The organism is Luteimonas sp. S4-F44 (genome assembly GCF_022637415.1).
Lineage (GTDB): Bacteria > Pseudomonadota > Gammaproteobacteria > Xanthomonadales > Xanthomonadaceae > Luteimonas.
The window spans coordinates 2,238,847-2,250,908 of the sequence record NZ_CP093340.1; the positions used below are offsets into that span (position 1 = coordinate 2,238,847).

The window sequence follows — 12,062 nt, forward strand, 5'->3', positions numbered from 1 at the left end:
ACTCGGTCACGAACGGCATGCGCCCAAGCCAGGTCCAATGGGCTGCCAATCCAAGTGCCGTGGGCTGTGCCAAGTGATGCAAGGGCCCGTGTTGGCGCGGCACTGCCATCGCCCTCCTTAGGCCGGGCTGATGCGGACCAGGCAATCGGCATTCGTCTGTGCGCATGGCGAGCTCGACGGCGCGCTAAGGCGTCAGGAGCGCTGCACGTTGGCGAACGTGCCACCGCATTGGGGCGATGCCAAGCTCGACGTCGCCTCGCCCTACCCCGTCGGCGCCAGCCGCACCCGCGGCGTCAGCGCGACGCTGGCGCGGTCGCTCATCAGCTGCAGTTCGCCGTCCTGGATCATCGCGGTCAGGCGCATGCCCCGTTCCAGCAGGCCGACGGCGGCTTCGACATCGGCCGGGTCGAGGTCGAGGACGGTCAGGTTCTTGAGCCGCGCGAGCGCGGCGGGCTGCTTGCTCCACCAGATCTCGGCGCTGCCGCCGCTGTAGCTCACCACGACCACGCTGCGCGCGCGGGCGCAGGCCTTACGGATGCGGCTTTCATCGGGCTGGCCCAGATCGATCCACTGCTCGATGTCGCCGGTGTAGTCGCGCAGCCACAGGTCGGGTTCTTCGTCGTTGCTCAGGCCGCGGCCGAATTCCAGCCGCTCGTGGGCGTACAGCGCGAACGTAATCAGCCGCACCATCAGCCGGTTCGGAGTCTCGGACGGATGCTGGGCGAGCGTGAGGTTGTGCTCGGCGTAGTAATGCCGGTCCATGTCGCTGACCTGCAGTTCCAGCCGGTAGATCGTCGCGTTGGGCGCCATGGGCGGGCCGTCTCGGAAGGTGCGCCATTGTAGGCGTGCACGGCGTGTGGCAACCGGTGCGCCTCACGATCACACGCCGGCCCCGGGGTCGCTGCGGCGGCGCTGCTGGCTGCGCCTGACAGCGAGCCTGACGTCGATACCCTGCATTGTGGTCTACTGCGCGCCAAGCGCCTGCCCCGGTCGTCGACAGCGCCACCCGGACGCATCCGTGTGAGGATATGACGGCGTGTGGCGCAAACACCGCCGCGCAGGCAACACCAGCCACAAAAGGGAATCGCATGAAGCAGATCGGGTGTGTCGCCATCGCTGTGATCGCACTGCTGGGCGCCAGTGCGTCGGCCGAGCCCACGACGGCGCCCAAGCGCCCCACGGTCGAGCAGTTGCAGGGCCTGATCGTCGACCGGTCACCACAGACGCGGGTGGACGTGCCCGACAGCGAGCGCATCACCGCACGCCGCATCGACATCGTGGACGACAAGGGCGTGATCCGCATGACTCTCTCCGGACAGACACCCGCGCCGATCATCGACGGCATCCAGTACAAACGCGCGTTCAATGTGGCCGGCATGGTGTTGTACGACGACACGGGCAGTGAACGCGGTGGTTTCGGCACCGCCGATGTCAATGGCGGCATGGCAGTGCTCGCGCTGGATCATCCGGCGATGGATGCGATCGGCTGGCGGGTGTCGCCTGATGGCGACGTCCGGTTCTCGATCAACCAGGCCCCGCCGCCGATCCGCGAACCCGCATTGGATAACAAGCTCGTACCGGGCGTGCAGGTCCCCACGCGGATCGAGATGCGCGTGGCCGCCGATGGCACGCCGGCGATCGCCCTGAGCGATGCGCAAGACCGGACCCGCCTGCGCTTGACCGTCACGCCGGAGGGCTACGGCGCCATCGAGTTTCTCGATGCGCAGGGCAAGGTGGTGCACACGCTGGCGCCGGAAGCCCAGACGCCTTAGCCGCCTCAGCGATCCCGCGGGCTGTCGAGCGCTGCGGCGATGCGACCGGACAGCCAGGCGATGTCGGTTTGCGCCAGGCTCCGACCGAATGCGACGAGACCGGCGCCGATCAGTCCCAACACTACGCCCACCGGCAGCAGCAGCCAGGCGCGCGATGTTCCAGCGATCCCCTGCGCGATCACCGCGCCCGTCCACACCACCGCGAAGCCGAACCAGAACGTGAGGAAGGCCCGCACGCTCCAGTGCATCGCGAAGCTGCCAGCGAGCACGCTGCCGGTGCCCGCAGGTTGGAAGCGACCGACGAACACCGGCTCGAAGGCGTTACGCGTGCGCGGGACGTGGCGCTCGAGCACGACCCGCCGTTCGGTGACCCGCCCGATCATCACTTCCTCGCGCGGCGGCAGGATGCCGCGTCGCCGCACTCCGGCAGCCAGCCGGGCGACGGCGACCTCGGGCGGACAGGCACTCGCGAAGCGGGCGTCGCGAAGCGGTGTGGCAGGCGGTCGGGCGGACATGGCGCGGCAGTGGACAAACGGGCGGGCATCGTAGGGCACCGGCGCACAACCGGGCACGCGGAGGGCCGCCGTCTTGCGCGACCCGCCGCGTTCATGGCGCGCCTGTGTGCGGTACGCATCGTTCTGCGTCTGCTGCATCGTGTCGCATTGCTGCGCCGCCTGGGCGCCCCAACGTGCTGTGGACCGGACGCAGCCGCTTGCATCGCGACGCCGCCGACGCAGGGTCTCCTTGGACAGCTCCCCCTGCCTGTTGTGTCCACGAGCTGCCCATCCCTGCGAAGGAGACACCCATGGCATTTGCGACCACCAATCCCTACACCGGCGAGACCGTCAAGACGTTCGAGGAGGCCACGCCTGCGCAGATCGACGCGGCCGTCGGCCGCGCGCACGCTGCGTTCTTGCAGTGGCGCGAGACCTCGTTCGAGCAGCGTGCACAGGTGCTGCGCCGCGCCGCCGAGCTGCTGCGCGCCAAGCCGCGCGAGTTCGCGCAGATCCTGACCCTGGAGATGGGCAAGCTGATGGCCGAGGCCGAGGCCGAGGTCGAGCTGTGCGCGAAGATCCTCGACTACTACGTCGAGCACGGCGCCAAGGCGATGGGCCCGCGCTACCTGCCCGCCGAGGGCTTCGGCGAGACCGACGTGCAACTGGTCAAGGAGCCGCTGGGCGTGCTGTTCGCGGTGGAGCCGTGGAATTTCCCGTTCTATCAGGTCATTCGCATCACCGCGCCGCAGGCGACCGCGGGCAACGCGATCGTGCTCAAGCACGCGGCCAATGTGCCGCAGTCGGCGCTGGCGATGGCGCAGTTGTTCCGCGATGCCGGTGCGCCGGACGGGCTGCTGACCAACCTGTTCGTCTCGCACGACAACGTCGAGCGCGTGATCGCCGACCCGCGCGTGCGCGGCGTGGCGCTGACCGGCAGCGAGCGTGCAGGCTCGGCAGTGGCGGCGCTGGCCGGCAAGTACATGAAGAAGAGCACGCTGGAGCTGGGCGGCGCCGATGCTTTCATCGTGCTGTCGGATGCAGACGTCGCGCAGGCCGCGAAGTGGGCGGTGTTCGGCCGCCACTGGAACGCCGGCCAAGTGTGCGTGTCGTCCAAGCGCATCATCGTCGAGGCACCGGTGTATGACGCGTTCCTCGAACATTACCGTGCCGGTGTGGCTGCGCTGCAGGCCGGCGACCCGATGGACCCGGCCACGACGCTGGCGCCGCTATCGTCGCAAGGGGCGCGCGACGGGCTGGCGCGGCAGGTCGAGGACGCGATCGCCAACGGCGCCAAGGCCGAGACGCTGGGCGCGCCGGTGCCCACGCAGGGTGCGTTCTACCAGCCGACGCTGCTGACCGGCATCACCGCCGACAACCCGGCCTACCGCACCGAGTTCTTCGGGCCGGTGAGCCAGGTCTATCGCGTCGCCGACGAGGACGAGGCGATCCGGCTGGCGAACGATTCTCCGTACGGTCTGGGCGGTTCGGTCTTCAGCCAGGACACCGAACGCGCCAAGCGCGTGGCCGCGCGGCTGGAGACCGGCATGGTCTACATCAACCAGCCCACCGGCGTGAAGGCGGATATCCCCTTCGGCGGCGTCAAGAACTCGGGCTATGGCCATGAGTTGATCGACCTGGGATTGACGGAGTTCGTCAACGAGAAGGTCGTGGTGGTGACGGACATCCACGGGTCGTTCTGAGGGGCGATTGCCCCCTCCCCAGCCCTCCCCCGGAAGCGGGGGAGGGAGCAGAGCATGCGATACGGAGGTTGAGGCGAGTGTGTGGTTGGCTTGCTCCCTCCCCCGGCCTCTCCTGCGTGCGGAGAAGAAAGTGGATCAGTCGTCTTCGTCGTCCGACGTGGGCGGCAGGCCGCGCTCGGGCTGCGGCGGGATGTCGTCGCCGCCCTGGTCGCTCGCGGGCACGATTTCGCCGTAGTAGTGGCCGCTCTTGTCTTTGTAGACCGTGCCCGGGCTGTCGTAGGTCTCCGGGTCGAAGTGATCCAGGTGCACGACGACGGCGCCCGCCAGCACATACAGGTCCGGGTTCGTGTTCTTCGGGTTGAGGTACGACTTCCACTTCGCGATGCCTTTCTGCTTCTCGCTGTGCAGTGCGCTGATCGCGCGGTTGCTGGCGGTGGTGGCCTTCTTTTTTGTGTCGATGATCGGCATGGGATTGCTCCTGGCTGGATGACGCGCCCAGACTGCAGCCGCACGCCGGCCAGGCCCATCGGGCCGGTGCTGATTCCGGGATATCTGGTGTGCTGAGGTCCGCCGTCTGATCGGGGCGAAGGCGCCGTGCAGCCGGCGTCGCCCTGCGCTCGCGCCATCGCGCGACAGGGATCGCTGCGGCCTCTTGCTGCCTGGCTACAGCCGCTGCATCAGCGCGGGAATCTCGTCACCGATTTCGCGGGCAAGGAAGCCGACCAGGCCCACGCGACGCGAGAGCCTTGCGCCCGCGCGGGCATGCAGGTGCACACCCCAGGCGGCGGCCTGTTCGGGCGCCGCGCCGCGAGCGACGAGACCAGCAATGAGGCCGGCAAGCACATCGCCCGAGCCCGATGTGCCCAGGCCCGCGCTGCCGGCGGTGTTGACCCACAGGCGGCCGTCAGGCGCGGCGATGGTGGTGGTCGGCCCTTTGAGCACCAGCACCACGCCCCAGTCGCGCGCATGGTCGCGGGCGATGGTCTGGGCGTCGGCGGAAATCGCATCGGCGTCGATGCCCAGCATGCCGGCCATTTCGCCGATGTGCGGCGTCATGATGGTCGCGCCCTGGCCCGCCCGGCGCTGCAACGTGCGCACGACATCAGCCTGCAAGGCGCCTGCGTCGAGTACGACCGGGCAGGCGACCGCATCGAGCACCGCAGCGACGACGCGTCGCGTGGCCGCGGTGCAGTCCATGCCGGGGCCGACCAGCACTGCGCCTGCGCTGCGGGCAGCGGCCGTGGCCTTGCGGCCGAGGTCGCGGATGGCGCCGTCGCGGGTACCCGGCACGCCCATGACCTTGGCCTCGGGCATCGCGATCGCCAGCGGCAGTGCGGCCTCGGCGACGGTGGCGACCTGCAGTTTGCCTGCGCCGGCACGCAGTGCGGCCAGGCTGGCCAACAGCACGGCGCCGGGAATCTGCACGCTGCCGCCGATCGCCAGCACACGACCGCGGTCCTCCTTGCTCTGCCCGCCCGACGGGTCGGGCAACGGCCAGGCGCGCAGCAGCGGCGCGGTCAGCCGGCGAACATTGGGGCGACGCGGCGCGCGCGGGGTCATTTCGGTCCGGCCGGGGCGTCGGCGGCGTCGGTGACCGGTGCCCCGCCCGCCTCGACCGGCAGCGCGAAGTTCGCGACCTGCAGTTCGAAGCGCGCATCGCGCCAGTTGCGGTCGAGTGCGTACGCGGTGATCGAACAGTTGGGCACGTCGGCCTCACGGTCGATGGCGAGGATCTGCTGTTCGTCCATGCACTCGAGCAGATAACGGAAGCAGTTGACGATGACCTGATGGGCGACGATCAACACGCGCTCGCCGACATGGTCGCGGCGCAACACTTCGGTCACGCTGCGCAGGCGCAGCAGCACGTCGCACCAGCTTTCACCGCCCGGCGGACGGAAGTAGAACTTGCCGACCTGCGCGCGCTGCGCGGCCAGTTCGGGAAATGTGGCCTGGATGCCGGCCACGGTGTAGCGGTCGAGGATGCCAAATTCCTTTTCGCGCAGGCGCTCGTCGACGACGATGTCGGCGCGATCGATGCCCAGTGCATCGGCGACCGCATGGAGGGTCTGCTGAGCGCGGACGAAGGGCGAGGTCAGCAGCACGGTGGGACGTTCGTCGGCCGGCAGATCGGCGAACCACGCGGCCAGTGCTTTCGACTGGCGATGCCCGAGGTCCGAGAGCGGGGTGTCGGCGTCGCGGGTCTCGATGTCGATCAGATGGGTCTGCGCGAGTTCGGCTTCGTCGCGCGCGACATTGCCGGCACTTTGTCCATGCCGCACGATCCACAGCCGGTCCGGCCAGTCGGTGTGACGAAGCCGCGCCATCGCTCAGCGCTCCACGCGGCGTGCGCCGCAGGCGACGGGCGAGGTCGGCGCGAGGCAATGGGCCCACGCGGCGCTCTGGACACGGCCAAGGCCGCAGGCACGCATCGTCATGCAGGTCTCCATTGCGGGGCACCGCAGCATCGCCAGCGCATCGTCAAGGAGGCGCGAATCCGCGCGTCGGCCGCAGCGCCTGGTGCGCACAACGGGCGAGCCGAGTGCAGGGGCAGCGACGCGGCGCACCGGCCGGGTGACGGCCTCTGCCGCCTCCCAATGATGTCCGCTCGAAACCGCACTCTGACCCCGGTTTTATGGCTGGATGGGGGGCTGCCGGGCCAGGGGGGCATGCTCGGCCATCAGCTCGATGACCCAGTCGATGAACACTCGCACTTTCGCGCTGACGTGGCGGTTGGGTGGGAATGCGATGTGCATCGGCATCGGGTCGAGTTGCCAGTCCTCGAACAGGCGCACCAGTGCGCCGCTCGCCGTCGGCGCCTTGGCCATGTAGGCGGGCAGCCACAGCACGCCCAGGCCGGCGAGCCCGGCGGCGAGGTAGGCGTTACCGTCGTCCAATGCGACCACGTAGCGCCCCTGCACCTGCAGGGACTCGTCGCCGCGGCGCATCGCAATCGGCAGCGGCTTGCCGGTGCGCGCCCACAGAAAGCCAACGATGCGGTGCGCACTGTCTTCGAGCTCGCGCGGATGCGCCGGCATGCCCATGCGCTGCAGATACGCAGGCGCGGCACACACGCCGAACTGCAGGTCGCCGACATGCCGCGCGATCAAGGACTGGTCGGTGATCGTACCGCCACGCACCACGCAGTCGACGTGCTCGCCGATCAGATCGATGCGGCGGTCGCTGACGCCGAGATCAAGCTGGATGTCCGGGTAGCGGGCATGGAACTGCGGCAGCGCGGGTACCAGCACCAGGCGTGCGAACGGACTGGGCACGTCCACCCGAAGCCGCCCGCGCGGCGCAGCGGCGGCGCTCGACAGGCTGGTCTCGGCATCGTCCATGTCGGCCAGCAACTGCACGACGCGTTCGTAATAGGCAGCGCCATCGGCGGTCACGTTGACCTGGCGCGTGGTGCGGTTGAGCAGCCGCACCCGCAGCCGCGCCTCGAGCTGCTGCACCAGTTGGGTCACCGTCGTGCGGCTCATGTGCAGCGTGGCCGCGGCCTTGGTGAAGCTGCCGGTCTCCACCACGCGCGCGAAGGCCTGCATCGCGTCGAAACGGTCCATCGGGCGTCCCACTGATGAGATTGTCCGGATTCTACGAACAGTGCTGGACACAGGGGCGCGTTTATCCCGCCGCCGGTGGCCACCAGACTGATGTCTGTCCTGTATTTGAAGGTGCAACGCCCATGACCACACGCGATGTCGTGTTCCCTGCTCACCGCCATGCGCTGTACGAGCGCCACCGCTACTCGCCGGCGGTCCGCACCGACGGCCTGCTGTTTGTCTCCGGTCAGGTCGGCAGCCGTGAGGACGGATCGCCCGAGCCGGACTTCGAACGCCAGGTGCACCGGGCGTTCGAGAACCTCAATGCGGTACTCGATGCCGCCGGTTGCACATTCGACGACGTGATCGATGTGACGTTCTTCGTCGTCGATCCGGCGACCCGCTTCGAGCAGGCGTGGGCGATCGTGCCCGAGTACTGGGGACAGGCGCCGTTCCCGACTGCGACCGTCGTCGGGGTGACGTGGCTCGCCGGCTTCGATTTCGAGATCAAGGTGGTCGCCAAGCTCCCGCGCACGCCCGGCTGAGCGAGACGCAGCAGTCAAGGCCAATCGGCAGGACGGGCCCCGCAGGGCCCATTCTTCGTCGCATGCGAAGACCGTGATCAGCCTGCGGGTGGTGGGGATGCCGGTGCAGGCGCGTCGGCCGGTGGCGCCGCCGCGGGTGCGGAAGACGCCGCGGGCGCACGGGCACCCGCCCCCGCCCCGGTCGGCACGATCCGCCAGATGGTGTTCGCCAGATCGTCGGCCACCAGCAGCGCACCGCGCGGGTCCACCGCCACGCCGACCGGGCGGCCGCGGGCCTTGCCGTCCTGGCCGAGGAAGCCGGTCGCAAAGTCGATCGCCTCGCCCGACGGGCGGCCGTCGCGGAATGGCACGAACGAGACCTTGTAGCCGACCGGCGGATCGCGGTTCCAGCTGCCGTGCTGGCCGACGAACACGCCATTGGCGAACTGCGCGCCCATCGCGGGCGACGAGAACGCCAAGCCGAGTGCGGCGACATGCGAGCCGAGCGCGAAGTCCGGCACGATGGCGCTGGCGACCTTGTCCGGCTTCTGCGGGCGTACGCGCGCGTCCACGTGCTGGCCCCAGTAGCTGTAGGGCCAGCCGTAGAAGCCGCCGGGGCGCACGCTGGTCAGATAGTCGGGCACGAGTTCGTCGCCGATCTCGTCGCGCTCGTTGACCACCGCCCACAGCTGATCCATGCCCGGCTGCATCGCCAGCGCAGTGGGATTGCGCAGGCCGGTGGCGAACACGCGATGGAAGCCGGTCTGCGCGTCGACCTGCCAGATCATCGCGCGATTCTCTTCCACCGCCAGGCCGCGCTCGGTGATGTTGCTGTCCGAGCCGATCCCCACGAACAGATAGCGCCCGTCGTGGCTGATCGCCAGCGACTTGGTCCAGTGGTGGTTGATCGCCGCCGGCAACCGGGTGATCTCCTGCGGCGGGCCGGCGGCGTTGACCGCGCCGGGCGTGTAGTCGAAGCGCAGCAGCGCATCCTGCGTCGCGACATAGATCGAGTCGTTGCCGAAGGCCAGACCGTAGGGCGCATCCAGACCCTCGGCGAAGATCGAGCGGCTCTCGTAAGCGCCGTCGCCATCGCCGTCGCGCAGCAAGGTGATGCGGTTGCCGCTCTCGACCTGGGTATTGCCGCGGCCCTTGATGACGCCGGCAATGATGTCCTTGGGCGTGAGCTTGGGCGCGCGGCCGCCGCGGCCTTCGGCGACCAGGATGTCGCCGTTGGGCAGCACCAGCATCTGCCGCGGGATCTGCAGGTTGTCGGCGATCGGCGTGATCTCGTAGCCCTCGGGCACCTGCGGGCGCTCATCGCCCCACTGCGCCGGCAGCGAGACCTTCAACGTCGGGAACAGACCGCGCTGCGGCTTGGGCAGGTCGGGCGACGGGCCGACATAGGTCTCCTCGGGCGTGCCATTGCAGGCCGCCAGCGCGAACGCCAGCGCGGGGACCAGAATACGCAACGCGGTCTTCGATCGAGAAAGATCCCTGATGTTCATGCCACCACCTCCCGGCGGCGCAGCGTGCCGCCCAGCGCGAACCACAGGGTCGCGGCGATCGACAGCACGCACAGCGTCGACCACACCAACGCCTGCGGCATCTTCTGCCACGCATCCATCGCATGGATCAGCGAGTTGAGAAAGCCCAGCACGCAGGTCAGCGCCAGCAGGCCGACGTAGAGGAACCGGGTGCGCGTGCGCGCGGTCGGGGCGGCCAGCGAGACCAGCGCCCAGACCAGGCCGACGACGGCGAACAGCATCGCGCCGACCAGCAGCCAGGAGGCGAAGTTGGTCCACTGGATCTCGTAGCTGCGCGCGTAGGCGATATCGGCGATCAGCGCGCCGAGAAACAGCGGGAATGCGCTGGTGACCAGCAGCATGTGCAAGGGGTGCAGCGGCCTGTGCAATGGCGCCACGACGACAGGGCGTGTGTCCATGAAAGGTCTCGATGAGGGCGGGACGCGTCGCGCGCGGGCCACGCGCGGCAGCGGCCATCCTCCTCGAAGCGGCGGCAAGGGCCGGTGAAACGGCTGCAGTGTGGTGGTCCCCTGCCCCGCGCGGAACGCGTCCCGGTGGCCGCCGCCGGGCCTCAGGCCTCGAGATGGGCCAAAGGCAGACGATGACCGCCTGACGTGGCGTGCCTGGCGCATCGTTGCGCCGCGCGCCATCGCGTGCAAGTCCGGCGTGCGCGAACGGCCGGGTCCGCGGGGCGATGGCGCCACCGTGTTCCGGGCGCCGGATACGACACGGCCCGGACATGCCGGGCCGTGTCGGTCACGCAGCGTCCGCGATCAGGCGAACGGGTCCTGCAGCACCATCGTGTGCGCCCGGTCGGGGCCGGTGCTGACGATGCTGATCGGGCAGCCAGCCAGTTCCTCGAGCGCGCGCAGGTAGGCGCGTGCTGCCGGCGGCAGGGCGTCCCACTCGGTGATGCCGTGGGTGGTCTCTTCCCAGCCCGGGAACTCGAGATACACCGGCGTGCACTCGTCCCAGCCGGCGGCGTCGAGCGGGGCGTACTCGGTGCGCTTGCCGCGGTACTCGTAGGCGATGCAGACCTTGAGCTTCTCCATGCCGTCGAGCACGTCGAGCTTGGTGATGCACAGTCCGGAGATACCGTTGATGGCGACCGCACGCTTGAGCGCGACGATGTCTATCCAGCCGCAGCGGCGCGGACGACCAGTCGAGGCGCCGTACTCCTGGCCACGATCGCGGATGCCCTGCCCGATCTCGTCGTCGAGTTCGGTCGGGAACGGGCCGCCACCCACGCGCGTGGCATAGGCCTTGGCGATGCCCAACACGTAGTCGATCGCATCCGCGCCCACGCCGGTGCCGGCCAACGCACCGCCGACGGTGGTGTTGGAGCTGGTGACGTAGGGATAGGTGCCGTGGTCGATGTCGAGCAGCGCGCCCTGCGCGCCCTCGAACAACACCTTGCTGCCCTGCTTGCGCAGGTCGTGCAGGATGCCGGCGACGTCGGACTTCATCGGCTCGACGTACTCGCCGAAGGCCAGCGCCTCGTCGTAGGTCTTCTGGAAGTCCACCGCCTCCACGCCCAGGTACTGGGTCAGCACGAAGTTGTGGTAGTCGAGCGCGGTGCGCAGCTGCTCTTCGAGCTGCTTGGGATAGTGCAGGTCGGCGACGCGGATGCCGCGGCGGGCGACCTTGTCCTCGTAGGCCGGGCCGATGCCGCGGCCGGTGGTGCCGATGGCCTTGCCGCCTGCGGCCTTCTCGCGGGCCTGATCGAGGGCGATGTGGTAGGGCATGATCAGCGGCGTGGCCGGGCTGATCTTCAGCCGCGAGCGCACCTCGATGCCGGCGGCCTCGAGCTCGCCGATTTCCTTGATCAACGCCGCGGGGCTGAGCACCACACCGTTGCCGATCAGGCACAGCGCATCGTCGCGCAGGATGCCCGAAGGAATGAGGTGGAGGACGGTCTTCTTGCCGCCGATGACCAGCGTATGGCCGGCATTGTGGCCACCCTGGAAGCGCACCACCGCGCCGATGTCCTGCGTGAGCAGGTCGACGATCTTGCCCTTGCCTTCGTCGCCCCATTGCGCGCCGAGCACTACGACTGACTGACCCATCTTGATGACTCCTGTTGCGTGCGGCCATCGGGGCCGCAGAGTGGGTCCGCACCTGGACCGACGCGCCGCTGCGGACCGCGCCATCGGGGCACGTCCGCCGCGCCGGGCCCGGACACGGAAAAAGCCGACTGACGCGCCCGTGCAAGGGCGGCCAGCCGGCTTTTGTGCATTCTCCGGGTTTTCGTCGCGCGGGGCCACCCCGGGTACAGGCGGGGGTTCATCCCCGGGGCACAGGCGCTTTCAGCCCGCGCCGCGCACCAGCACCAGGGCGGTCACGCCGAGCAGCAGGACCACGCCACCCACACGCCGCAGCGCACCGGACGACATCGCCAGCATCTGGGCGGCGGTGCGCTTCCACAGGCCCGGGGCGACGAAGAGGATCAGCCCTTCGATCACCGCCACCAGGCACAGCGCTGCCCACAACTGCGCCATCGA

At 69.3% G+C, this 12,062-nt stretch carries 13 protein-coding genes; 3 read left to right on the forward strand and 10 right to left on the reverse strand.

The window, feature by feature from the left end:
• Nucleotides 1–261: 261 nt before the first annotated feature.
• A complete protein-coding gene (locus tag MNO14_RS10270; protein WP_241943662.1) occupies nt 262–810 on the reverse strand; it encodes a YaeQ family protein in 549 nt (182 codons plus the stop codon).
• Between the two features lie 278 nt (nt 811–1,088).
• Between MNO14_RS10270 and MNO14_RS10275 the strand changes: the two genes are divergently transcribed.
• Nucleotides 1,089–1,772 (forward strand): hypothetical protein, encoded by a 684-nt coding sequence (locus MNO14_RS10275; protein WP_241943663.1) that lies wholly within the window; start codon nt 1,089–1,091, stop codon nt 1,770–1,772.
• A gap of 5 nt (nt 1,773–1,777) precedes the next feature.
• Here MNO14_RS10275 and MNO14_RS10280 read toward each other — a convergent pair whose 3' ends face one another.
• The gene (locus tag MNO14_RS10280) at nt 1,778–2,287 is read right to left on the reverse strand and encodes a hypothetical protein (RefSeq protein WP_241943664.1); all 510 of its coding nucleotides are present in this window, start codon (nt 2,285–2,287) and stop codon (nt 1,778–1,780) included.
• Nucleotides 2,288–2,577: 290 nt separating this feature from the next.
• Here MNO14_RS10280 and MNO14_RS10285 point away from each other — a divergent pair, with 290 nt between their 5' ends.
• Nucleotides 2,578–3,969, forward strand: a complete 1,392-nt coding sequence (locus tag MNO14_RS10285) for an NAD-dependent succinate-semialdehyde dehydrogenase (protein WP_241943665.1) — start codon at nt 2,578–2,580, stop codon at nt 3,967–3,969.
• 135 nt (nt 3,970–4,104) lie between these two features.
• Here the strand turns inward: MNO14_RS10285 and MNO14_RS10290 are convergent, their stop codons facing one another.
• From MNO14_RS10290 to MNO14_RS10305, 4 genes are all read right to left on the reverse strand, one after another.
• Nucleotides 4,105–4,437: a hypothetical protein gene (locus tag MNO14_RS10290; RefSeq protein WP_241943666.1), complete on the reverse strand. Its 333-nt coding sequence runs from the start codon at nt 4,435–4,437 to the stop codon at nt 4,105–4,107.
• Between the two features lie 195 nt (nt 4,438–4,632).
• Complete coding sequence (locus tag MNO14_RS10295; RefSeq protein WP_241943667.1) at nt 4,633–5,529, reverse strand: NAD(P)H-hydrate dehydratase; 897 nt, start codon at nt 5,527–5,529, stop codon at nt 4,633–4,635.
• Nucleotides 5,526–6,293: a histidine phosphatase family protein gene (locus tag MNO14_RS10300; protein WP_343226386.1), complete on the reverse strand. Its 768-nt coding sequence runs from the start codon at nt 6,291–6,293 to the stop codon at nt 5,526–5,528. Before MNO14_RS10300 ends, MNO14_RS10295 begins: the two co-directional genes overlap by 4 nt.
• Before the next feature lie 306 nt (nt 6,294–6,599).
• A complete protein-coding gene (locus tag MNO14_RS10305) occupies nt 6,600–7,532 on the reverse strand; it encodes a LysR family transcriptional regulator (protein ID WP_241943668.1) in 933 nt (310 codons plus the stop codon).
• Between the two features lie 122 nt (nt 7,533–7,654).
• On the opposite strand from MNO14_RS10305, the gene MNO14_RS10310 reads away from it, so the two are divergent.
• Nucleotides 7,655–8,056: a RidA family protein gene (locus tag MNO14_RS10310; RefSeq protein ID WP_241943669.1), complete on the forward strand. Its 402-nt coding sequence runs from the start codon at nt 7,655–7,657 to the stop codon at nt 8,054–8,056.
• A 77-nt stretch (nt 8,057–8,133) separates the two neighbouring features.
• Here MNO14_RS10310 and MNO14_RS10315 read toward each other — a convergent pair whose 3' ends face one another.
• The 4 genes from MNO14_RS10315 to MNO14_RS10330 all read right to left on the reverse strand — a co-directional run bounded on the left by MNO14_RS10315 (nt 8,134) and on the right by MNO14_RS10330 (nt 12,059).
• A complete protein-coding gene (locus MNO14_RS10315) occupies nt 8,134–9,543 on the reverse strand; it encodes a sorbosone dehydrogenase family protein (RefSeq protein WP_241943670.1) in 1,410 nt (469 codons plus the stop codon).
• Nucleotides 9,540–9,980 (reverse strand): DUF2231 domain-containing protein, encoded by a 441-nt coding sequence (locus MNO14_RS10320; protein WP_241943671.1) that lies wholly within the window; start codon nt 9,978–9,980, stop codon nt 9,540–9,542. The genes MNO14_RS10315 and MNO14_RS10320 overlap by 4 nt, the downstream gene beginning before the upstream one ends.
• Before the next feature lie 354 nt (nt 9,981–10,334).
• Nucleotides 10,335–11,627, reverse strand: a complete 1,293-nt coding sequence (locus MNO14_RS10325) for an adenylosuccinate synthase (protein WP_241943672.1) — start codon at nt 11,625–11,627, stop codon at nt 10,335–10,337.
• 240 nt (nt 11,628–11,867) lie between these two features.
• Entirely contained in the window at nt 11,868–12,059 is a 192-nt protein-coding gene (locus MNO14_RS10330; RefSeq protein ID WP_241943673.1) for a DUF2065 family protein, read from the reverse strand.
• Nucleotides 12,060–12,062: the final 3 nt, after the last annotated feature.

Excerpts from the sequence above, each read along its gene's own strand:
- MNO14_RS10270 (WP_241943662.1), bottom strand. The coding sequence starts at position 810 with ATGGCGCCCAACGCGACGATCTACCGGCTGGAACTGCAGGTCAGCGAC.
- MNO14_RS10275 (WP_241943663.1), top strand. The coding sequence starts at position 1,089 with ATGAAGCAGATCGGGTGTGTCGCCATCGCTGTGATCGCACTGCTGGGC.
- MNO14_RS10280 (WP_241943664.1), bottom strand. The coding sequence starts at position 2,287 with ATGTCCGCCCGACCGCCTGCCACACCGCTTCGCGACGCCCGCTTCGCG.
- MNO14_RS10285 (WP_241943665.1), top strand. The coding sequence starts at position 2,578 with ATGGCATTTGCGACCACCAATCCCTACACCGGCGAGACCGTCAAGACG.
- MNO14_RS10290 (WP_241943666.1), bottom strand. The coding sequence starts at position 4,437 with ATGCCGATCATCGACACAAAAAAGAAGGCCACCACCGCCAGCAACCGC.
- MNO14_RS10295 (WP_241943667.1), bottom strand. The coding sequence starts at position 5,529 with ATGACCCCGCGCGCGCCGCGTCGCCCCAATGTTCGCCGGCTGACCGCG.
- MNO14_RS10300 (WP_343226386.1), bottom strand. The coding sequence starts at position 6,293 with ATGGCGCGGCTTCGTCACACCGACTGGCCGGACCGGCTGTGGATCGTG.
- MNO14_RS10305 (WP_241943668.1), bottom strand. The coding sequence starts at position 7,532 with ATGGACCGTTTCGACGCGATGCAGGCCTTCGCGCGCGTGGTGGAGACC.
- MNO14_RS10310 (WP_241943669.1), top strand. The coding sequence starts at position 7,655 with ATGACCACACGCGATGTCGTGTTCCCTGCTCACCGCCATGCGCTGTAC.
- MNO14_RS10315 (WP_241943670.1), bottom strand. The coding sequence starts at position 9,543 with ATGAACATCAGGGATCTTTCTCGATCGAAGACCGCGTTGCGTATTCTG.
- MNO14_RS10320 (WP_241943671.1), bottom strand. The coding sequence starts at position 9,980 with ATGGACACACGCCCTGTCGTCGTGGCGCCATTGCACAGGCCGCTGCAC.
- MNO14_RS10325 (WP_241943672.1), bottom strand. The coding sequence starts at position 11,627 with ATGGGTCAGTCAGTCGTAGTGCTCGGCGCGCAATGGGGCGACGAAGGC.
- MNO14_RS10330 (WP_241943673.1), bottom strand. The coding sequence starts at position 12,059 with ATGGCGCAGTTGTGGGCAGCGCTGTGCCTGGTGGCGGTGATCGAAGGG.